Source organism: Stenotrophomonas geniculata (genome assembly GCF_034508895.1).
GTDB lineage: Bacteria > Pseudomonadota > Gammaproteobacteria > Xanthomonadales > Xanthomonadaceae > Stenotrophomonas > Stenotrophomonas geniculata.
The window spans coordinates 1,760,281-1,781,786 of sequence record NZ_CP140571.1 but is presented as its reverse complement, the minus strand read 5'-3'; the positions used below and the strand labels follow the sequence as shown (position 1 = coordinate 1,781,786).

The 21,506-nt window shown below is 67.6% G+C and carries 20 protein-coding genes; 15 read left to right on the top strand and 5 right to left on the bottom strand.

What is annotated here, in order from left to right:
* The first annotated feature begins 41 nt into the window (after positions 1 to 41).
* The 9 genes from RI032_RS08390 to RI032_RS08350 all read left to right on the top strand — a co-directional run bounded on the left by RI032_RS08390 (position 42) and on the right by RI032_RS08350 (position 9,014).
* A complete protein-coding gene (locus tag RI032_RS08390; RefSeq protein WP_010487235.1) occupies positions 42 to 671 on the top strand; it encodes a ParA family protein in 630 nt (209 codons plus the stop codon).
* Between the two features lie 49 nt (positions 672 to 720).
* Positions 721 to 1,197, top strand: coding sequence for a SixA phosphatase family protein (locus tag RI032_RS08385; protein WP_019337594.1), 477 nt, complete (start codon positions 721 to 723; stop codon positions 1,195 to 1,197).
* A 4-nt stretch (positions 1,198 to 1,201) separates the two neighbouring features.
* Entirely contained in the window at positions 1,202 to 1,819 is a 618-nt protein-coding gene (locus RI032_RS08380; protein WP_049454254.1) for a YceI family protein, read from the top strand.
* Positions 1,816 to 3,867 carry a phospholipase D family protein gene (locus RI032_RS08375; RefSeq protein WP_019337596.1) on the top strand — a complete coding sequence of 684 codons (2,052 nt, stop codon included), beginning with the start codon at positions 1,816 to 1,818 and terminating at the stop codon, positions 3,865 to 3,867. Before RI032_RS08380 ends, RI032_RS08375 begins: the two co-directional genes overlap by 4 nt.
* A 10-nt stretch (positions 3,868 to 3,877) precedes the next feature.
* The gene (locus tag RI032_RS08370; protein ID WP_010487227.1) at positions 3,878 to 4,312 is read left to right on the top strand and encodes a hotdog fold thioesterase; all 435 of its coding nucleotides are present in this window, start codon (positions 3,878 to 3,880) and stop codon (positions 4,310 to 4,312) included.
* A 120-nt stretch (positions 4,313 to 4,432) separates the two neighbouring features.
* A complete protein-coding gene (locus tag RI032_RS08365; protein ID WP_019337597.1) occupies positions 4,433 to 5,224 on the top strand; it encodes a lysophospholipid acyltransferase family protein in 792 nt (263 codons plus the stop codon).
* 52 nt (positions 5,225 to 5,276) lie between these two features.
* Entirely contained in the window at positions 5,277 to 6,266 is a 990-nt protein-coding gene (locus RI032_RS08360; protein ID WP_029380138.1) for a YheT family hydrolase, read from the top strand.
* 56 nt (positions 6,267 to 6,322) lie between these two features.
* Positions 6,323 to 8,392, top strand: a complete 2,070-nt coding sequence (locus RI032_RS08355; protein ID WP_197656721.1) for a tetratricopeptide repeat protein — start codon at positions 6,323 to 6,325, stop codon at positions 8,390 to 8,392.
* Between the two features lie 10 nt (positions 8,393 to 8,402).
* Positions 8,403 to 9,014, top strand: coding sequence for a YbhB/YbcL family Raf kinase inhibitor-like protein (locus tag RI032_RS08350; protein WP_312720619.1), 612 nt, complete (start codon positions 8,403 to 8,405; stop codon positions 9,012 to 9,014).
* A 132-nt stretch (positions 9,015 to 9,146) separates the two neighbouring features.
* On the opposite strand, the gene RI032_RS08345 is transcribed toward RI032_RS08350, so the two are convergent.
* The 3 genes from RI032_RS08345 to RI032_RS08335 form a co-directional block, all read right to left on the bottom strand.
* A complete protein-coding gene (locus RI032_RS08345) occupies positions 9,147 to 9,596 on the bottom strand; it encodes an META domain-containing protein (RefSeq protein WP_019337127.1) in 450 nt (149 codons plus the stop codon).
* Positions 9,597 to 9,725: 129 nt separating this feature from the next.
* Positions 9,726 to 10,553 carry an META and DUF4377 domain-containing protein gene (locus RI032_RS08340; protein ID WP_010487212.1) on the bottom strand — a complete coding sequence of 276 codons (828 nt, stop codon included), beginning with the start codon at positions 10,551 to 10,553 and terminating at the stop codon, positions 9,726 to 9,728.
* A 73-nt stretch (positions 10,554 to 10,626) separates the two neighbouring features.
* On the bottom strand, positions 10,627 to 11,421 hold the full coding sequence (locus tag RI032_RS08335; RefSeq protein ID WP_010487209.1) for an undecaprenyl-diphosphate phosphatase: 795 nt from the start codon (positions 11,419 to 11,421) through the stop codon (positions 10,627 to 10,629).
* A gap of 223 nt (positions 11,422 to 11,644) precedes the next feature.
* Between RI032_RS08335 and glnA the strand changes: the two genes are divergently transcribed.
* The 4 genes from glnA (at position 11,645) to RI032_RS08315 (ending at position 16,180) form a co-directional block, all read left to right on the top strand.
* Positions 11,645 to 13,054 carry a type I glutamate--ammonia ligase gene (glnA, locus tag RI032_RS08330; RefSeq protein ID WP_010487206.1) on the top strand — a complete coding sequence of 470 codons (1,410 nt, stop codon included), beginning with the start codon at positions 11,645 to 11,647 and terminating at the stop codon, positions 13,052 to 13,054.
* Between the two features lie 345 nt (positions 13,055 to 13,399).
* Positions 13,400 to 13,738: a P-II family nitrogen regulator gene (locus RI032_RS08325; protein WP_004134334.1), complete on the top strand. Its 339-nt coding sequence runs from the start codon at positions 13,400 to 13,402 to the stop codon at positions 13,736 to 13,738.
* A gap of 22 nt (positions 13,739 to 13,760) precedes the next feature.
* The gene (gene amt / locus RI032_RS08320; RefSeq protein WP_322548123.1) at positions 13,761 to 15,188 is read left to right on the top strand and encodes an ammonium transporter; all 1,428 of its coding nucleotides are present in this window, start codon (positions 13,761 to 13,763) and stop codon (positions 15,186 to 15,188) included.
* A gap of 245 nt (positions 15,189 to 15,433) precedes the next feature.
* Complete coding sequence (locus RI032_RS08315) at positions 15,434 to 16,180, top strand: N-acetylmuramoyl-L-alanine amidase (RefSeq protein ID WP_322548122.1); 747 nt, start codon at positions 15,434 to 15,436, stop codon at positions 16,178 to 16,180.
* Between the two features lie 30 nt (positions 16,181 to 16,210).
* On the opposite strand, the gene RI032_RS08310 is transcribed toward RI032_RS08315, so the two are convergent.
* Both RI032_RS08310 and RI032_RS08305 read right to left on the bottom strand, forming a co-directional pair.
* On the bottom strand, positions 16,211 to 16,912 hold the full coding sequence (locus tag RI032_RS08310; protein WP_322548121.1) for a LytR/AlgR family response regulator transcription factor: 702 nt from the start codon (positions 16,910 to 16,912) through the stop codon (positions 16,211 to 16,213).
* Positions 16,900 to 18,498 (bottom strand): histidine kinase, encoded by a 1,599-nt coding sequence (locus RI032_RS08305; protein WP_322548120.1) that lies wholly within the window; start codon positions 18,496 to 18,498, stop codon positions 16,900 to 16,902. Before RI032_RS08305 ends, RI032_RS08310 begins: the two co-directional genes overlap by 13 nt.
* A gap of 238 nt (positions 18,499 to 18,736) precedes the next feature.
* On the opposite strand from RI032_RS08305, the gene RI032_RS08300 reads away from it, so the two are divergent.
* Both RI032_RS08300 and mltA read left to right on the top strand, forming a co-directional pair.
* Positions 18,737 to 20,245 carry an alpha/beta hydrolase gene (locus RI032_RS08300; protein WP_322548119.1) on the top strand — a complete coding sequence of 503 codons (1,509 nt, stop codon included), beginning with the start codon at positions 18,737 to 18,739 and terminating at the stop codon, positions 20,243 to 20,245.
* 67 nt (positions 20,246 to 20,312) lie between these two features.
* Positions 20,313 to 21,479, top strand: a complete 1,167-nt coding sequence (mltA, locus tag RI032_RS08295; RefSeq protein WP_322548118.1) for a murein transglycosylase A — start codon at positions 20,313 to 20,315, stop codon at positions 21,477 to 21,479.
* The last annotated feature ends 27 nt before the right edge of the window (positions 21,480 to 21,506 follow it).

Below are 21,506 nucleotides of genomic sequence, written 5' to 3'. Positions count from 1 at the left end.
CCGGTGTACGCTCGGGGCACGTACCCGGAAGCGAGGCTGGCATGAAGACGATCCTGGTGGCCGGTTCCAAGGGCGGGGTGGGCAAGACCACCGTCGCCACCCACCTGGCCGCGTACGCGGCATTGCAGGGCAAGGCCACGGTGATTGCCGATGCCGACCCGCAGGGCTCCAGCACCCGCTGGGCACAACGCCGTGCCGGGCTGGAAAGCGCGGTGCTGCCGATCGATGTGTATCGGAAGAAGCAGTGGGCGCAGAAGCTGCCCGATGGCACCGACACCGTCATCATCGACGCGCCGGCCGGTGCCCTGGCTGACGATATTCCCCATTTCCTCGACGCTGCCGACGCGGTGGTGGTACCGGTGCTGCCCTCGGCGCTGGACATCGAAGCGATCGTCGGCTTCCTCAACAGCCTGGCCCAGAACCCGCGCGTGCACAGCCGCAAGCTGCCGGTGGGGCTGGTGCTCAACCGTACCAAGCCATGGACCCAGACCTCGCAGCAGGCGCTGCAGATGCTGGGTGAATGGCCGTACCCGGTGGTCGCGCAGCTGCGCGACAGCCAGAGCTACGTGGTCATGACCGGCCTTGGCCGCAGCCTGTTCGACTACCGCTCGGCCCAGGTGCGCGAGCACCAGGCCGACTGGGAGCCGCTGCTGTCCTGGCTCAAGCTTTGATGCCTGCATCACTCTTTCTGCTGCATCCTCTTCTTCATGGAAACCCGCGATGCGTGAATTGATCCTGCTGCGCCATGCCCATGCCGAACCGGCGACCCCCGGCCAGGCCGACCTCGACCGGCCGTTGTCGCCGGTGGGGCTCGCCGAAGCCGAAGCCGCCGGCAAGTGGCTGAAGGAGAAAAACCTGCTGCCGGACTGCGTGCTGTGCTCACCGGCGCGGCGCACCCGGGAAACCCTGGAAGCCGTGCTCGGCACCATCGGCTACGTCGAGAAGCGCCTGGAAGACCGTATCTACGAGGCCACCCCCGGCACCCTCGCGGCGCTGGTGGACGACCGCCGTGACCTCGACCGGGTGCTGATCGTCGGCCATAACCCCGGCCTGGAGCGCCTGGTGGCGTTGATGACGGAAGGCACCAGCAGCGACTACCGCGGCATGCCGCCGGCTGGCATTGCCGTGCTCGGGTTCCCGCGCGAGGCCTCGATCGAGCCGGGCGTGGCCAGCCTGAACGCGTTCTGGTGGCCGTGATCCAATGAGCCTGGCGCGGCGCGGCCGCTTTCTGCTGCCCGTGCTGCTGGTTTCCGGCGCGGCCTGGGCTGCCGCGCCACCGCCAACGCCCCTGCCGCCGGTGGTCGCCGAGGCGCACCGGGTCCTGCGCCTGGATACCCAACGCTCGCAGATCGGTTTCGAGGTGCGCACCCGCTTCGGGCAGCGCATCGAAGGCCTGTTCCCGCACTTCGAAGGTCGCATCGAGGTCCTCTCCGATGGCCGCCACCAGGTGCACCTGAAGATGTTCACGCGCTCGGTCGAGATCCCCGGCAAGGCGCGCTACACCGGCTGGATGCGTGGCGAGGAGTTCTTCGACGCGGGCCGCCACCCGGTGGTCGAGTTCGACTCGCTGCCGTACTGGCCGGAGACCGTGGAAGACGGGGGCGACATCAACGGGCGGCTGACCCTGCGCGGGATCAGCCACCCCGAGACACTGAAGGTCGAGAAGGCGGAGTGCGCCCGACCCGGCTATGATTGCGACGTCGTCAGCCGCGGTACCGTGCAGCGAGGCCGGTATGGAATGGACAGCTGGCAGCTTGCCTTGAGTGACCGAGTGACCTTCGTATTGCGAGCGCGCCTGAGCGAGGCGCCGAAACCGTGAACCTCCTGCTGCGTGTACTGGCGCTGGCAACCGTGTTGCTGGGCAGCGGTTGTGCATCGCTGTCCACTGCCGAGCGCGACCGTGCCGAGGCCATCGCCGTGCAGGCGCGATCGACCCAGGTCGACTGCCAGCGCGCCGACCGCTGCGCGCAGGACTCGCCGCTGCGTGCGCTGGCCGGCCGGGCGTTCACCGAATCCACCCCGGAGCAGCCGCGCCACTACGCCACCCTGCTGGACGAGGGGGAGGGCGCCCTGGTGGCGCGCCTGAACCTGCTGCGCAGTGCCACCCGCAGCATCGACCTGCAGACCTACATCTTCGACAAGGACGACAGCGCGCGGCTGGTCATCGACGAACTGCTGGCCGCGTCGCGGCGCGGGGTGAAGGTGCGGGTGCTGATCGACCAGCTCTCGGCGATTTCCGACCTGCAGATCCTCGGCGCGTTGTCCGGTGCCCACCAGAACTTCCAGCTGCGAGTCTACAACCCGACCTTCGGCAAGGCCCGGCTGAACTACTTCGACTACGCCGGCAGCGTGCTGTGCTGCTTCCGCCGGTTCAACCAGCGCATGCACAACAAGCTGCTGGTGATCGACGATGCGATCGGCGTGGTCGGCGGCCGCAACTACCAGGACGACTATTACGACTGGGACCGCGAGTACAACTTCCGCGACCGCGACGTCATGATCGCCGGCCCGGAAGCGCGCGCGATGGCGGCCAACTTCGATGCGTTCTGGCGCGCCCACCGCAGCGTGCCGGCCGAGCGCCTGAATGACGTGGGCCGCACCCTGCTGCGCGAGGGCGTGCCGGTGCTGCCACCGGCCACCTTCCGCCGCCCCGAGCGGGTGCAGCGGGTCAGCGCCGAAGCCAATGACATGGACTTCGTCACCCGTTCCTTCGTGGATACCGCGCTGCCGGTGGCTTCGGTGCGCTACGTCGCCGACCTGCCGCGCAAGCACCGCCGCGAGAAAGCCGATGCCCCGCTGGCCGGCCAGCACGTGACCGAGCCACAGCTGGATGCACTCATTGCCGGTGCGCAGAAGGAAGTGATCCTGCAGACCCCGTACCTGGTGCTGTCCAAGCCGGCGCAGAAGCTGTTCCGTGAGCTGCGCAAGCGCCCGCAGCCGCCGCGCGTGGTGGTGTCGAGCAACAGCCTGGCGGCCACCGACAACCCGATCGTGTATGCGCTGTCGTACAAGTACAAGCGGCGCAACATGCGCGAACTGGGCTTCAACATCTTCGAATACAAGCCGTTCCCGCTGGATGCACCGGTCGACTACCGCAACCTGCTGCCTGATCCGATCGCCGCGCCCGCGGGCGACGACGACGGCGGGCGCAATCCGCTGATTGGTGGCAGCGCCGCTGGCAGCAATGCCGGCGGTGGCAGCGATGGGGATCTGGCCGCGACCCGCAGGCAGGTACCGGTGAACCATCCGCGTACCGGCAGCGCCTACCAGAACGCCCGCGAACGCCGTCGTGCCGCTGGCAGCGAAGTGGAAACGCGCCTGCTGCGTACCGAGACGCGTCCGTCGTTCCTGGGCAGCAAGGCGGTCAACAAGCCGTTGCCGGTCACCCGCAAGGGTGCCCGCATGGGCCTGCACGCCAAGTCGCTGGTGGTCGACCGCCGCATCGGCGTGGTCGGCACCCACAACTTCGATCCGCGCAGCGAGAACTACAACACCGAAGGCGCGGTGATCATCGACGATCCGGTCTTCGCCGAGCAGCTGGCCGAGAGCATCCTGCGCGATACCCATCCGCAGAACGCGTGGACGGTGGCGCCGCGGGCCAAGCCGCCGGTGCTGTCGGGCCTGAACTACAGTGTCGGCAAGGCCTCCGAAGCGCTGCCGATTCTCGACTTCTGGCCGTGGCGCTATGCCACCGACTACGAGTTCAAGCCCGGCCCGGACTGCCCGCAGCCGCTGCCACGGCAGGACCCGGATTTCCATCGCTGCTACGTTGCCGTCGGCGACTTCCCCGAAGTCAACGTCGGCCCGAAGTGGCTGCTGGTGCGCATGCTGACCGCATTCGGTGCCGGCCTCGTTCCCATTCTCTGAAGGTGCCCGCATGACCCAGGTGTTCCGCGAAGCTGTTTCCATCGAGCAGCTCAATGCGCTCAGCCGCAACACGGCGATCGAGTCGCTGGGCATCGTCTTCAGCGCCGCGGGCGAAGACTGGCTGCAGGCCACCATGCCGGTGGACGAGCGCACCCGGCAGCCCTACGGCATCCTGCACGGCGGTGCCTCGGTGGTGCTGGCCGAGACCCTGGGCAGCAGCGCCGGCAACCTGTGCGTGGATACCGCAAAGCAGATCTGCGTGGGCCTGGAAATCAACGCCAACCATGTGCGTGCGGTGCGCTCGGGGACTGTCACCGGCACCGCGCGCGCGCTGCACGTGGGCCGCAGTACCCAGTTGTGGGAAATCCGCATCGAGGACGAGCAGGGCCGGCTGGTGTGCATCTCGCGGCTGACCCTGGCGGTGGTGGCCGCCGGCCACGGTTGAGCCCCCGTCGGGCGTGTTGACGGCGGCAGAACCCAGCGTTCCCCGCCGATTGCCCCGGTCAATGGCGGTTATGGCCTAAATCGGCTGGCAGCTGCCGCGGCGCTCCGGTATCGTGCGCGGATGACTTCCCCCACTCCGGCCCCCCGTGGCGGCGTGGCGCGTGTGTGCCGTTACCTGTACCGCGTACCGCTGCTGTTGGTCCACATCACCGTGTTCCTGCCGCTGATCCTGATCGGCATGCTTCCGCCGTGGGGCGAGCTGCGCGTGGGCGAGGATACCTTCGGCGCGAAGGTGGTGAACTGGTGGCAGGGCGGGCTGATGTGGATCTTCGGCTTCCGCCTGTCACGGGTGGGCCAGCCCTTGCCCGGTGCCGTTCTGTTCGTCGCCAACCACGTCAGCTGGGTCGACATCTCCATCCTGCACAGCCAGCGCATGATGGGCTTCGTTGCCAAGCGCGAGATCGCCAGCTGGCCGTTGGTGGGTTGGCTCGCCGCGCGCGGCCAGACCATCTTCCATCAGCGTGGCAACACCGAATCGCTCGGTGGGGTGATGCAGGTGATGGCCGATCGCCTGCGTGCCGGCAAGGCGGTCGGTGTGTTCCCGGAAGGGCGCACCCGCGGTGGCCACGAAGTGGGGCCGTTCCATGCCCGCATCTTCCAGGCCGCGGTTGAAACCGGCGTGCCGGTGCAGCCGGTGGCGCTGGTATACGGGATGAAGGGCGACGCACAGACCATCGTCGCGTTCGGCCCGGGCGAGAGTTTCGCCGCCAATTTCCTGCGCCTGCTGGGTGAGCCGGCGCGGCATACCGAAGTGCATTTCCTGGAGCCGATCGGTACCCAGGACCTGGAAGGCCGTCGACGCATCGCGGAAACCTCGCGCGCGCGCATCGTGGCGGCCATGAGCACGCAGTGAGGGTGCGGTGGCCCTGATACCGCCACCTGTCCTGGACGCCGGTACGCCGACGCTGCATGCGGCTGACTATCAGCCGCCGCGCTGGCTGCGCAATCCGCACCTGCAGTCGATGCTCAGTTCCAGCCGCATGCGCCTGCAGCGCGGCCTGCTGCTGCTGGCGGCCACCGGTGCAGTCAGCGAAGAGCTGATCCTCGATGGCGGTGATGGCGTGCGCCTGCAGGGCTGGCACAGTCATGTCGAAGGCCGCGAGCCGAAGGGTGTCGCGCTGCTGCTGCATGGCTGGGAAGGCAGTGCCGAATCCAGTTACATGCGCATGGCCGCCGCGCGCATGATCGAGCAGGGCTTCGACGTGGTGCGGCTGAACTTCCGCGACCACGGCAACACCCATCATCTCAATCCCGGCATCTTCCACTCCAATCTCATCGATGAAGTGGTGCACGCCGCAGGCGACATCGCCCAGCGCTGGCCGCAGCTGCCGCTGGTGGCCGCCGGCTATTCGCTGGGTGGCAACTTCGTGCTGCGCCTGGCTCTGCGTGCCCCGGCCGCCGGCGTGCCGCTGCTGCGCGTGGCCTCGGTGTGCCCGGTGCTGGATCCGGCGTTGACCATGGAGAACATCGAGAACGGCCCGGCGATGTACGACTGGTACTTCCGCCGCAAGTGGGCCGGCTCGCTGCGCCGCAAGCGCGATCTGTTCCCCGAGCTGAGCGACTGCGACGACCGCGTGCTGAAACTGGACATCCGTGCACTGACCGCCTGGCTGGTCGAACGGCACACCACCTTCGGCTCGCTGCAGGCCTATTTCGATGGCTACTCGATTGCCGGTGACCGCCTGTCCACCCTGCAGGTGCCGGCCGACATCCTGATGGCGCAGGACGACCCGGTGATCCCGTACGCGACCTTCAGCGATTGGCAGCTGCCGCGCCAGGCGCACCTGGAAACCGCCTGCTGGGGAGGCCACTGCGGCTTCCTGGAAAACTGGCGGGGTGACGGCTTCTCCGAGCGCTGGGTGGCGCAGCGCCTGCAGCGGGTGCTGGCGGGCTGAACCGGCACCGGTGCGTGGACCGCTACAATGCGGGTTTGCACTTGAACCGGACCGCCATGCAAGACCAGATCATCCAAGCGTTGCGCCAGAACCAGGCCGACCAGGCCGTGCAGCTGGCCCAGGCATGGACCCGTGATGAACCCGGCCAGGCCGGCGCCCACCGCTGGCTGGCGCTTGCGCTGCAGCAGCAGGGCAAGGCCGAAGATGCCATGGAAGCCCTGCAGCAGGCGTTGCAGCTGGCACCGGACGACGCCCAGCTGCACCTGCAGCATGCTGGCCTGCTGCTGGCCCTGCGCCAGTACGAAGGCGCCGACGAAGCGCTGGCGCGCACTACCGGGCTCGACCCGAACTCCTTCTCCGCCTACCTGATGCAGGCGCACCTGGCGATCGGCCGCAACGACTTCGATGAAGCCCAGCGCCTGTCCACGCTGGCCTCGCGCGTTGAGCCGGATCACCCGGAACTGCTGACCATCGACGGCATGATCGCGCTGCGCCGTGACGATCCGGATCGTGCGCTGACGCTGCTGTCGGCGGCCAACCAGGCGCAGCCCAACGACATCCGCGTGCTGTACGCGCTGGGCTTCGCCTACCTGGGCAAGGACATGCTGGCCTTCGCCGAGCAGGCGTTCCGCCGCGTGCTGGAGCTGAACCCGGCCATCAGCTCGCTGCATGGCCTGGTGGTGCAGCTGGCGCTGCGCCAGGGCAACCTGGAGGCGGCTGCCGAAGCGATGCAGATCGCCCTGCAGCAGGAAGGCATGGATACGCCGTCGATGCGCCGCCTGGCCGGTGAACTGTCGCTGCGCGGTGGCCAGCCGCTGCGGGCGCTGGACCACCTGCTGCCGTTGCTGGAATCGATCCCCGACGACCGCCAGGTGCTGCAGCTGCTGCTGATGTCCTGGCAGCGCCTGGGCCGCGAAGACGAGGCGCGCGCGCGCCTGGACGCTGCCCTGGAGCAGCACCCGCAGCTGCACGACCTGTGGCTGGCGCGCCTGGCCGTGGAAGAAGTGGGCAGCCCGACCGCCGCCGCGACCGTGGAACGCTGGATGGACGCGATGCCAGGTCATCTGCCGGCCCTGGAAGCGCGCCTGCGCCTGCATGACATGGTGGGCGAACACGAACAGGCTGAAGCCATCGCCGAGCGTATCGTCAGTCTCGAACCGGGCCGCGTCAGCGGCGAAACCCGCCTGGTTGAAGGCCTGTTGCAGCGTGATCCGGTCGCCGCGATCGCCCGAGTGCAGGCGCTGATCGACAGGGCGCCGGACGGCCATCGCGCCGACCTGCGTACCTGGCTGGGTGAAATCCAGGATCGCGCTGGCCAGCCGGAACAGGCGTTGCAGACGTGGATGGCGCTGCAGGCCGACCAGGCGCCGCAGCGCCTGCCGCTGCCGCCGCAGGCCAAGGCGCCGCCGAGCTGGCCGGACAAGGGCGAGATCGACGCTGATGCCAGCTCCGCGCCGATCTTCCTGTGGGGCGCGCCGGGTTCGGGCGTGGAGCGGGTTGCGACCGGCCTGGCCGCCGCCAGCCCGGTGCTGCGCAGCGACCGTTACACCAGCAATCCGCCGGATGATGCATTCCAGAACTACCACACGCTGCAGGACCTCGCCTCCGGCGTGCTGACCCCGGAGCGCCTGGTGCAGCGCTGGCGCGAGCAGCTGCCCGTGCGCGGCGTGCAGGGTGATGCCGTCATCGACTGGCTGCTGTGGTGGGACAACGCACTGCTGTGGGCGCTGCGCCCGCAGCTGCCACAGGGGCGCCTGGTGCTGGTGCTGCGTGATCCGCGCGACATGCTGCTGGACTGGGTGGCCTACGGCGCCGCCGCACCGCTGGCGATGACCTCGCTGGCTGAAGCCAGCGAATGGCTGGCACGCGCGCTGGCGCAGGTTGCCACCCTGCACGAGGAAGATCTGTACCCGCACGTGCTGCTGCGCATCGACCAGATCGGCAACGATCCGCATGCGATGGCCGAGCTGCTGGGACGCCTGTTCGAGCGGCAGATGCCGCCGGCCGCACAGCTGGGCGCACCGCGCTTCCCGCCGGGCCACTGGCGCAACTATCGCGACGTGATGAGCGCCGCCTTTGCCAAGCTCACCCCGATTGCGGTGCGCCTGGGTTACCCGGAAGAGTAAGGAGAAGCCGATGCAACTGAGCAGCCACAGCCTGACCAACGGCGCGCCGATCGACCGCGAGTTCGCCGCTGGCGATGCCGCAGGCTTCGCGCCGGACCGCAACCCTCACCTGGCCTGGAACGGCGCGCCGGAACGCACGCGTTCGTTCCTGCTGGTGTGCGTGGATCCGGATGTGCCGACCGTTCCGGAAATGGTCGGCCGCAGCGACATGACCGTGCCGCGCGACCAGCCGCGCTGCGACTTCGTGCATTGGGTGATGGCCGACATTCCGGCCTCGGTGCAGGAGATCGCCGCTGGCAGCTGCAGCGATGGCTTCGTGGTGAAGGGCAAGACCGCACCGGCGGGCCCGGCCGGCAGCCGCCAGGGCCTGAACGACTTCACCGGCTGGTTTGCCGGCAATCCGGACATGGCCGGTGACTATCTGGGCTACGACGGCCCGTATCCGCCGTTCAACGACGAACGCGTGCACCGCTACTTCTTCCGCGTGTTTGCGCTGGACGTGGCCTCGTTGGAGCTTCCGGCACGCTTCACCGCCGCAGACGCGTATCGCGCCATGCACGGCCACGTGCTGGCCGAAGCGGCGTTGCACGGCACCTACACATTGAATCCTGCGCTGGGTTGAGCGCGTCTGCAGGGCCGGGCCAAACCCGACTTTGCTTTCTGTAGCCATGCTCGCCTGCTTTTCGCCCAGTCGAGCATGGCTGGCCTCTATAAAGCCCCGATCGAGCCGGCTCGACCTTACCGGCTGCACTTCTCATCTGTTTTTCAGTGGCACCGGCGCGAACACCAGCGTGTCGCCACGTGCGGTATGCAGGGTCAACGGCCCCGCGCGACCCATGATCAGTGTGGAGGCCCCCAGAATCCTGCGCTTGGCTTCGGTTTCCTGTTCGCCTTTGGCACCGAAGCATCCCTTCAGGTTCTGTTCCATGCTGCCCAACGTGAGCTGGCTGTCTTTCAACGTGTATGGGCCGCCCATGCCGTTGCACAGGTTCAGCACGTTGGCACTGGTGCCGCGGAACAACAGACCGACGGGCGGATCACTGGCGATGAACAGTGCATCCAGGCGCTTGCCGTTGCCGTCGACTGCGTGGGTGAGATGCCACTCGTATGCCTGTAGGCGTTGCAGATCGCTGGCATCACTGGCTGCCGCGAGGCCGGCAGGCGTTGTGGCCAGCAGGAGCGCGAAAATGCGGGAAAGAATCATGCCTGTCTCCTTGGCGGTTGGGTATGTAGAGTCGAGCCATGCTGGACTGCCTTCTTCCCAGCCGAGCATGGCTCTACTTCAAGGTGTCCCATGGAAGAAGGGCGACCTCGCGGCCGCCCTTCTGTTTTCTTACTTCTTCTCGATGGCCGACTCGACCACCATGTCCAGCACATACGCCTGCGACGGCGCATCAGCCGGCGGGTTCTTCACTTCGTAGCGCTTCACGCGCACCACGTTGCGCACGCCGTCTTCGTGGGTGTAGCCCTCGATGTTGCCGTAGAAGTTCTCGAACTTGCCCGGCTCACCCTGCTTCAGGCCCTTGTCGTCGAACTTGACCTCACGCACCTGCAGGCACTGGTAGTCCGGGATCAGCGGGTGCGAGCACTTCTCGGTCTTCGCGGCCACTTCCAGGAACACGGTTTCGCCGGCGCCGCCATAGCGGGTTTCAGCGGTCGGTTCCGGGTTGAACACCAGCACGTCGCCCTTGGCGGTGGTCAGGGTCAGCTTGCCATCGGCATCCTGCTCGGCCTTCAGCTCGCCCTGCAGGCGGCTCGACACGGCCTCGTCCAGCGCCATCAGCGCCTTGTCGGTGCAGGCCATCATGGTCGAGGCCATCGCACTGACCGTCAGCTTGCCGTCGGCCAGTGTGTAGCCGCCACCCATGTGGTTGCAGGCGTTGCTGACCGACAGGCGGCCATCAGCGAAGTCCAGGGTGACCGGCTTGTCTTCGCGGGCGAACAGCGCGTCGATGCGCTTGCCGTCGGCGGCGGTGGCCTGCTGCAGCAGCCAGTGCTGGCTCTGCAGGCGCTGCGCGTCCAGGTGCGCCAGCGTCTGCTGGTCTGCTGCCTTGGCCGCGGCCGGGGCCACGTCGTCGCCGCCGGTGCCGGCCGGGGCCGGGGTCTGGCTGCAGGCGGCCATCAGGGCCAGCGGGAGGAGCAGGGTGAGCTTGCGGTTCATGGTGATTCTCCTTGGGGAACCGTGGGGGAAACGGGGTGGGGCCGGCATCGGGGTTACCGTGCCCCGGCGCTGTTCAGCTGCCGGACGGCAACCACAGCAGCAGCGCCGCGCCCAGCGCGATGCGGTAAATGGCGAAGGCGGTGAACCGGTGCGACTTGATGTAGCCCATCAGCCACTTCACTACGACGAAGCCGGTGACGGCCGCGGCAAGGAAGGCCACGCCCACGTCGGCCCAGTTCTCGCTGCCCAGCTGCCCGGCCTTGGCCATCTCCAGGAAGGTATAGGCGCTGGCGGCGAACATGGTGGGAATGCCGACCAGGAACACGAACTCGGCGGCGGCGGCGCGGCGGCTCAGGCCCAGCAGCATGGCCAGGAAGATCGCCGAGGCCGAGCGCGAGGTGCCGGGGAACACGCCGGCCACCACCTGCGCCAGGCCCACACCGATCGCCACTGTCCAGGTCACCTGGTCGCGGTCGGGCAGGCGCGCGGTATAGGCCTCCACCAGCAGCATCCAGACGCCACCGATGATCAGTGCCCAGGCCACCGGGCTGACCGTCTCCGGCAGCGACCAGCCGGCCTTGCGCACCACCAGGCCGACCACGGCGGTGACCAGGAAGGCCGCGCCCAGCTTGAACACGTACTCGCGGTTCTCGCGCTGGTTCAAGCCGGTGGCCAGCTGCAGCAGGCGCTGGCGGAACACCAGCACCACGGCCACGATCGCGCCGGCCTGGATGACGATGTTGAAGAAGTCCGAGCGGGCACCCAGCCAGTGCTGGGCGATGAGCAGGTGGCCGGTGCTGGAGATCGGCAGGAATTCGGTCAAGCCTTCGAGGATGCCCAGCAGCAGGGCGGAGAGCAGGTCGGACATGGACAGTGCGGGCACGCGCGGCAGGTAGGAAGAAGGTCGAGAGGATAGACGATCCCTGCTGCACCAAACGGGTGCGTCTGGTGCTGGGTGCACCCAATTGGTGCGCCCGATTTGCACCGGTCCAGGGCACCCTTTTTGAAATCAATGACTTGCAGCCTGCGAAAAGTTGGCACGGTCGTTGCTGTACCTCAGCAGGCATTCATCCCCATCCGAGGTCGTACCGATGTCCGTGGAAAACGTTGAGAAGCTGATCAAGGACAACCAGATCGAGTTCGTCGATCTGCGCTTTGTCGACATGCGTGGTGTCGAGCAGCACGTGACCTTCCCGGTCAGCATCATCGAGCCGTCGCTGTTCGAAGAAGGCAAGATGTTCGACGGCAGCTCGATCGCCGGCTGGAAGGGCATCAACGAGTCGGACATGGTGCTGCTGCCGGATACTGCCAGCGCCTACGTCGACCCGTTCTACGCCGATCCGACCATCGTGATCAGCTGCGACATCCTGGACCCGGCCACCATGCAGCCGTATGGTCGTTGCCCGCGCGGCATCGCCAAGCGCGCCGAGGCTTACCTGAAGTCCTCCGGCATCGCCGAAACCGCGTTCTTCGGCCCGGAGCCGGAATTCTTCATCTTCGACTCGGTCCGTTTCGCCAATGAAATGGGCAATACCTTCTTCAAGGTCGATTCCGAAGAAGCCGCCTGGAACAGCGGTGCCAAGTACGACGGCGCCAACAGCGGCTACCGTCCGGGCGTGAAGGGTGGCTACTTCCCCGTGCCGCCGACCGACACCCTGCACGACCTGCGCGCCGAGATGTGCAAGACCCTGGAACAGGTCGGCATCGAAGTGGAAGTGCAGCACCACGAAGTGGCCACCGCAGGCCAGTGCGAGATCGGCACCAAGTTCAGCACCCTGGTGCAGAAGGCCGACGAACTGCTGCGCATGAAGTACGTCATCAAGAACGTCGCGCACCGCAATGGCAAGACCGTCACCTTCATGCCCAAGCCGATCGTCGGCGACAACGGCAGCGGCATGCACGTGCACCAGTCGCTGTCCAAGGGCGGCACCAACCTGTTCTCCGGTGACGGCTACGGTGGCCTGAGCCAGCTGGCGCTGTGGTACATCGGCGGCATCTTCAAGCACGCCAAGGCCATCAATGCCTTCGCCAACTCGGGCACCAACAGCTACAAGCGCCTGGTGCCGGGCTTCGAAGCGCCGGTGATGCTGGCCTACTCGGCCCGCAACCGTTCGGCCTCGTGCCGCATTCCGTGGGTCTCCAACCCGAAGGCGCGCCGCATCGAAATGCGCTTCCCGGATCCGATCCAGTCCGGCTACCTGACCTTCACCGCGCTGATGATGGCCGGCCTGGACGGCATCAAGAACCAGATCGACCCGGGCGCACCGAGCGACAAGGACCTGTACGACCTGCCGCCGGAAGAAGAGAAGCTGATCCCGCAGGTCTGCTCCTCGCTGGACCAGGCGCTGGAAGCGCTGGACAAGGACCGCGAGTTCCTGAAGGCCGGTGGCGTGATGAGCGATGACTTCATCGACGGCTACATCGCGCTGAAGATGCAGGAAGTGACCAAGTTCCGCGCGGCCACCCACCCGCTGGAATACCAGCTGTACTACGCCAGCTGACCGGATGCGATGGCGGTGGGCTTCCCCTCCCACCCGCCGCCATCGCTTCCGTTCTCGCGGCTGGGGAGCCGCAAGGCGGGCGCAGGCCCGCCGTTGTAGAGCGGACTGTCAGTCCGCTGCATTGGAACGCGGGCCTTTGGCCCGCTTATCCAGGGGCAAGAGAAAGACCGGATACGCGACCAGGGCCGCCCTCCCTCCCGCGTCGGTCGTGCAAGGAGAAAGGCACGGCCGTCCCGGCCCTGTATGTGTCCGGTGCAACAGCCACGGCCATCATCTGATGGCCGCGGGTTGCCTGATGCCAACGCGCGTCTGCGCGCTGGCCCCATCCACCATCGGGACATGCGCATGAAACTGATCTCCGCCATCATCCGGCCGTTCAAGCTCGACGAGGTCCGCGAGGCCCTGTCCGACGCAGGCGTGTCGGGCATCACCGTGACCGAAGTGAAAGGCTTCGGTCGCCAGAAGGGCCACACCGAGCTGTATCGCGGCGCCGAGTACGTCGTCGATTTCCTGCCCAAGATCAAGATCGAAACCGTGGTCACCGACGAGCGTGCCGACGCGGTGATCGAAGCGATCCAGTCGTCGGCAGGCACCGGCAAGATCGGTGACGGCAAGATCTTCGTCACCGCCGTCGAACAGGTCATCCGTATCCGCACCGGCGAAATCGGTGCCGACGCGCTGTAACCCCCCTTCCGGAGACTCCCCCATGAAGATGCGCCTTCTCACCGGGTGGCAAGCCCGGTTCCATGTCGTGTGGCTGTTGATGCTGCTCAGCGCGTTCGCCGCCGGTGCGTGGCCGGGCAGCGCCCATGCCCAGGCACAGGTGTCGCCGCTGCCGAGCGAAACCGTAGCGGTTGAACCGTTGCAGGCCCCGGTGGCCGCAGCACCTGCCGCTGCCGAAGCAACGGCCCCGGCGTTCGACCACGGTGACGTGGCCTGGATGCTCACTTCCACCCTGCTGGTGCTGCTGATGGTGGTGCCGGGCCTTGCCCTGTTCTACGGCGGCCTGGTGCGTTCGAAGAACGTGCTGTCGGTACTCAGCCAGATCCTGGTGGTGTTCTCGCTGGTGCTGCTGCTGTGGGTGGCGTATGGCTACAGCGCGGTATTCAGCGCCGGCAACCCATTCTTCGGCTCGTTCACCGAATTCGCCTTCCTCAAGGGCTTCACTACGGAGTCGGTCGGCAACACGCCGATCAAGGGCCTGCCGGATTACCTGTTCGTCGCCTTCCAGTCGACCTTCGCGGGCATCACCACTGCGCTGATCGTTGGTGCCTTCGCCGAACGCATCAAGTTCCGTGCGGTGCTGCTGTTCTCGGCGCTGTGGTTCACCCTCAGCTACATCCCGATGGCGCACATCGTCTGGGGGGGCGGCTACCTGGGTGAGATGGGCGCGATCGATTTCGCCGGTGGCACCGTGGTCCACATCAACGCAGGCGTTGCCGGCCTGGTAGCCGCATGGTTCGTCGGCAAGCGCCTGGGCTATGGCCAGACCGCGCTGAAGCCGCACAACGTGCCGTTCACCTATATCGGCGCGATGCTGCTGTGGGTGGGTTGGTTCGGCTTCAACGCCGGCTCCGCCGCCGCGGCCGATACCGTAGCTTCACTGGCCTTCCTCAACACCGTGCTGGCCACGGCTGCGGCTGTACTCGGCTGGACGCTGGTGGAAGCGATCAGCAAGGGCAAGCCGTCGGCACTGGGCGCGGCCTCGGGTGCGGTGGCCGGCCTGGTCGGCATCACCCCGGCCTGCGGCACCGTCGGCCCGCTCGGCGCGATCGTCATCGGCTTCGTCGCCGGCGTGGTCTGCGTGTGGGGCGTGACCGGCCTCAAGCGCCTGCTGAAGGTGGACGACACCGCCGACGTGTTCGGTGTGCATGGCGTCGGCGGCATCGTCGGCGCGATCCTTACCGGCGTGTTCAGTGCGCAGTCGCTGGGTGGCACCAAGGCCGATCTGGATATCGCGCACCAGGTCTGGGTGCAGGTGGTCAGTGTCGGTCTCACCGTGGTGTGGTCGGCCGTGGTGACCGCGGTCATCCTGCTGGTGGTCAAGGTCGTGGTCGGCCTGCGCGTGACCGAAGAGGCAGAGCGCACCGGCCTGGATGTGACCTCGCACGGCGAATCGGCCTACGAGGCCTGAAGTAGCGGTGCATGGACGGGGTGGGTGCCGACCGTTGGTCGGCACTTCCACTGTCCTCGTTCTGGTAGGTGCCAAGCTTGCTTGGCACGGGGTCTGGGTCTGCTCTGGTGGGTGCCGACCGTTGGTCGGCACAGCCGGTAGCCCATCCACGCATGGCGTGGATCTACCGCATCCTCTCTGGTGGGTCCCAAGCTTGCTCGGCACGGCGGCATGCATCATCGCGCCCGATCGCGCACAATCAGGCCATGCGCCCGATCCGCACTGCCTTCATGCTCTCGGCCTGCCTGTTGCTGGCCGCCTGTGCCTCCGCGCCACGGGAGACGCACAACCCGCTCGCCACCTGGGTGCCGTCGCCCAACCAGAACGCGCGCACGCCGGTCATCATCGTCATCCACCACACCGAGCAGAAATCGGTGCAGCAGAGCCTGCACACGCTGCGCACGGCCAACAGTGGTGGACCGGTCAGCGCGCACTACCTGATCGGCGCCGATGGCCATCGCTACCAGCTGGTGGCCGATGTGCGCCGCGCCTGGCATGCGGGGGCCGGACGCTGGGGCACCATCACCGATCTCAATTCGGCCTCGATCGGCATCGAACTCGACAACGATGGCCGCAGCCCGTTCAGTGCGGCGCAGATCGAATCGCTGATCGTGCTGCTGCGTGACCTCACCACGCGCCTGAACATCCCGCCGCGCCAGGTGATCGCCCACGCCGACCTGGCACCGACGCGCAAGCAGGATCCGAGCCGCTTCTTCCCGTGGCAGCAGCTGGCCGAAGCCGGCTTCGGGGTGTGGCCGCGCGCCGCCGATGGTGCTGCGCCGGAGGGCTTCGATGCATGGGCCGCGCTGGCACGCTTCGGTTATCCGCTGGACAACCGCGAGGCGGCGGTACGAGCGTTCCACCGCCGCTTCCGTGGCAGCGACACCCTGCCGAAAACACTCGACGCCGAAGACGCGCGCATCCTGCATTCGCTGTTGCTGCAGACCCCATGAGCCAGTAGTGCCAGCCCATGGCTGGCAGCCTCACTCCATCCCAAGCTCGCTGCGCAGTGCCGCCACATGCCCGCGCCCAACAGGCAACTCGCTGCCGTCGCTCAGCATCAGCCAGTAGCGGCTGCCCGAGGCCGCATGCAGGGTACGCACCTGGCGCAGGTTGACCAGGTAGGAACGATGGCAGCGGACGAAATCCGCAGGCAGCACGCTGGCCAGCGCGGCCAGGGATTTGTCATGTAGTTCACTGCCGCCGTCGCGCAGGCGCACCTGGCTGTAGTCGCCGTCGGCGCGTATCCAGAGCACGTCCGCCAGTTCGACGGTCGCGGTACCTTGCGCGCGCCAGATGCCCAGATACCGCGCGCGACCGGCGCGGACGCCCCCGGTGTCGAGCAGCCGTTCCAGCGCGTGGGCAAGGCGCTCGCGTGAGAAGGGCTTGGGTACGAAGTCGAGTACGCCGTGTTCGAACGCCTGCAATGCACGCTCGCGGTGTGCCGACACCACCACGCACTGGTAGCGCCCGGCCACAGCGCGGCGCAGCAGCTCGAAGCCATCGTCGCCGCCAAGGTTGAGGTCCAGCAGCAGGCCGTCGTAGACGCTGCGCTGCAACCGGTCGCCGGCCGCTTCCAGATCGGCCACCGCATCGAAACGCGCCCGTGCACCGGCCACCTCGCTGCACAGGCGCAGCAGGCGCTGTCGCACCAGCGGCTCGTCCTCGACGATCAGGATGCGCATGTCAGCTCGATCCGGCCGCACCAGTGGTCACCGTCGATGCCCTGCACGAAGCTCCAGCCGGCGGGGCTGGCTGCCGCCAGACTGGCCTCGATGTAGCGCGTGCCGGTGCCACGTCCGCGATGCGGAGCCGAGCCTCGCGCACTGTGCAGTTCCAGTATCCAGCGCGCGTTGTCGCGCTGCACGCGCAGGCGGAAAGGGTGCAGTGCACAGGCGACAGCACCGGCATGGGTCAGTGCATTTTCCACCTGCGCATGCAGGATGCCGGGCGGCAACGAAATCGCCGCATCCTCGCCCTCGACGTCCAGCATCATGCGCCGGTCCAGGGCAAGACCGACGATATCCAGATGGCTGCGGCACAACGCCAACTCGTCCTGCAGGGGCACGCTCTGGCGGCTGCTGCTGTCGCGCAGGCGATCGAACTGATCAGCCAATGACTCCACCAGGCGGCTGGCGCGCATCGGCGACTGTTCGATCAGCTCCTGCAGGCAGGTCAGCGTGTTCATCAGCCAATGCGGCTGGATACCCCGTTGCAACAACTGCAGCGAAAGCCGCGCGCGCTCTTCGCGCAGCCGGGCGTTGTGCCGGTCCAGCGCCTGCCACTGGGCAGCGTGGCGCAGTAGCAGGAACACCATCATCACCGCCAGCAACAGGAAGTAAGGGCCATCAAGGAAGGCACCGCGTGCGACCAGCAGCGCGAGCAGGCCGGTAGACAGCAGCGCCAGGATCGGCCATCGGTCTTCCTGCTCCGCAGGCGTGCGCAGCAGCACCCACACCGAAGCGAGCAGGCTCAACAGCAGCACCGCCGCTGAGCGGGTGTCGAAGCCGGGCAATGCGATGGCCGCGGCCATGATCAGCGCCAGATAGATGACACCCCCCACCTTCGGCACGGCCACCTCGAAGCGACGCGCAAGATAGGCTGGCAGCAGCACGGCCGCGATGACATGCAGTGCAAGCAGCGCGACCAAGCGAACGCCGTGCCATGGGTAGGTGTAGCCCAGCAGTGATCTCCATGCCTCGACCGCGGGCAGTGCAAGTCCCACCACCCCCAGCGCCAGCAGCAGCCGCGCGCCGGGTTTGTGCGCCTGTCCCCGCAGCACGGCCAGGAAGTACAGGCACGCTGCCGCCAGCGCACCGGTGGCGAACGCGGCGATCAGCCACGGCAGGATCACTTGGCCGTACAGCACGGCGGCAGGCGCAATCAGTACCATCGCATCGGCACCATGCAGAGCAAAGCGTTGCCGTTGGCTGGACGCAAGCACCACCAGCTCATCGCTGGCGTTGGCCGAAGGAGGCGGCAGCACGCGGACGATGTCGATGCGTCCCGGCCGCTCTTCATCGGCAGTACGGCCGACCACGCCATTGCTGATCCACGGTGTGCCATTCCAGTACAGCTGGCTGGCCGCGCGCAGCGACAGTCGCAGGGCGCGGCCGTGATCACCGGCGTCGGCCGGCGCAGGCACATGCCAGCGCAGCCAGTACGGGCCGCGCCAGCGCGCCAGCGCGCGTTGGTCCAGTGGCTGCCAGGCCAGGTCCTGCGGCGGTCGCGTCGGCAGGGGGCCGGATGCTCCGAGGTTCGCAGGTGCCATCTCCGCCCCGCGCACCTGCACCATTCCGGGCGGGGGCGTCGTCGCGATCAGCCACGCGGCGACGGCCGCAAGCAATACAACGAGGACAGCCAGGGTTCGTAGGATCTGCATGGCGGCCATCGTATCGGCTGCGCGGAGACATTGGGCTGCCGTCTGGAGACGTTCGGCAGACGGACGCGTCCGCAACGCGGCGAGGGAGCAGATGCTGGCGGCGCACATCCTTCCATCGGAGCCCACCATGACCCGCAGCGCCTCCACCTCCTCCAGCCGTTTCCAAGTTCGTCGCCCTGTCGTGGCTGCCACCCTCGCCGCGCTCAGCCTGGCCCTGGCCGCGGCCCTTCCCGCGCAGGCCAGTCCGGCGGCGCTGGCATTCGAGCCCTACACACTGCAGACCAAGGGCCATGGCGATATTCCCGCCGAGATCGCCACGCTGGAGGTGCCACGTCGGCACAGCGAGCCGGACGGTCCGCGCCTGCACCTGAAGGTGGTGCGCCTGCGCGCGACGGCCGGCAATGGCCGCGCGGCACCGGTGGTCTACCTGGCGGGTGGTCCGGGTGGTTCCGGTATCGACACTGCACGGGGTCCCCGCTGGCCGGTGTTCGACCAGGTGCGGCGCGAATCCGACGTGCTGCTGCTCGACCAGCGCGGCGCCGGCCAGTCCGAGCCGCCGCCGGAATGTCCGCATGAAACACGTTTCGACGACTCCCAACCGCTGCAGCGCGATACGGCTCTGGCCGCAGTGCAGGCCACGGCGGCGAAGTGTGTAGCGTTCTGGCGTCAGGCCGGCGTCGACCTCGGCGCTTACACCACGGCCGAGAGTGCCGGCGACCTTGACGATCTGCGGCGCGCGCTGGACGTGCCGAAGATCAGCCTGTGGGGCATGAGCTACGGCACCCACCTGGCCTTGGCCACGGTACGCCTGCATGGTGGCGGTCTGGAGCGCGTGGTGCTGATGGGGTCCGAAGGTCCCGACGATACGCTGAAGCTGCCGCTGAGCAGCGACGCGCTGCTGCAGGAGCTGGCGGTGCTTGCGCGCAAAGACGGCTTCGACGATCTCGCCGGATCGGTTGCCCGCGTGCTGCAAGCGCTGCGTGAGCAGCCGCGGCAGGGCCGCAGCCACATGCATGAGGGTAAGCAGGTCACCATCGGCCTGTACGACGCGCAGATCGTCATCGCCAACATGCTGGGGCAGCGCATCACCCAGCAATGGCTGCCGTTGGTGCTGCGCGAGGCCGAGCGCGGCAACTACGATCCGCTGGCAGACCTGGTGCTGATCGGGCGTGCCCAGTTCGCACAGTTCCCGGCCATGGGCCTGGCGATGGACGTTGCTTCCGGGCAGAGCCCGCAGCGCCGGGCGCTGGCCGAAGCACAGGCACGCCAGAGCCTGTTCGGCGACGGGCTGAACTTCCCGTTCCCGGCCATCGGCGAAGGCCTCGGCCTGGCCGATCTGGGTGAGGGCTTCCGCGGGCCGCTACACAGTGAGGTGCCGGTGCTCTTCATCAGCGGCACGCTGGATGGACGCACGCCCCCGGCCAATGCCGCTGCACTGCTGCCGGGGTTCAGCAACGGCCACGCGCTGCTGGTGCGCAATGCAAGCCACCACAACGAGCTGTGGACCGGCAATCCCGCCATCGCCCGCAATATCGTCGACTTCCTCTCTGGCCGTGCCGTGAGCGACACCGTGCTGGACGTGCCGCCGCCGGTGTTCGCCACCCACGGCAGTGAGTCGCTGGGCGGCAAGCGATAAGGCCCGTCGTGCGGCGCAGGATGCGATCCCGGTCCTGCGCCACGCCCGATTGCACTACATTGGGGCAATGACTGACCTCATCGCCCCCTTCAACCGCACGTGCTGGAGCCTGATTGCGCTTGCCGTGCTTGCTGGCTGTTCCACCACCGGCACCCGTCCCGAAGCGCCTGCTGCAGCAAAGCCTTCGGCCATCTACGCCAAGGTCGCCTGGAGCACGTTGCCGGCCGTATCCGATAGCGACCTGCTGGCAGGTTTCGCCGCCTGGCGCAGTAGCTGCACCCGGCTGAAGAACGATGCGACCTGGGCCAGGCCCTGCGCGACCGCCGGCACCGTGTCCGACAAGGACGTCAGCGCGATCCGTGCATTCCTGCAGCGCGATCTCGATGTCTATTCCCTTCGTGCCGGCGGCCACCAGGCCGACGGGCTCATTACCGGCTACTACGAACCGATCTATCCCGGCAGCCTCACCCGCACGGCCACTGCCACGGTGCCGGTGTACGGCACGCCCGATGATCTGGTGGTGGTGCAGTTGGACAGTCTCTACCCGGAACTGAAGGGCAAGCGCCTGCGCGGGCGCGTCGAGGGCAAGGTGCTCAAGCCCTATGACGACGCCGGTACCATCGCGGCCAAGGGCGCCAAGGCGCCGGTGCTGGCCTGGCTGACTGATCCGATGGACCTGCAGCTGCTGCAGATCCAGGGATCCGGCCGGGTGCGACTGGGCGATGGCACGCAGGTGCGGCTGGCCTATGCAGAACAGAATGGCCACCCGTACCGCGCCATCGGTCGCTGGCTGGTGGACCAGGGCCAGCTGAAGAAGGAAGACGTCACCATGGACGCCATCCGCACCTGGGCCCGAGCCAATCCCGCACGCGTGCCGGAACTGCTGCGCAGCAATCCCAGCTACGTGTTTTTCGTGCGCAACCCGGACAGCCCGGAAGGTCCACGCGGTTCACTGAACGTGCCGCTCACCGCCGGTTACAGCGTGGCAGTGGACCGCACCGTGGTGCCGCTGGGCAGCCTGCTGTGGCTGTCCACCACGCGCCCGGACGGCAGCCCGGTGGTGCGCCCGGTGGCCGCGCAGGACACCGGCGGTGCCATCGCCGGTGAAGTGCGCGCCGACCTGTACTGGGGCAGCGGCGATGCCGCCGGCAAGCTGGCCGGTGACATGAAGCAGAAGGGCAACATCTGGATGCTGTGGCCGAAGGGCGTGGCGTTGCCGGCGCCGGCCCAATGAAGCGCTCACCTGCGTGCTGCAAGGTCG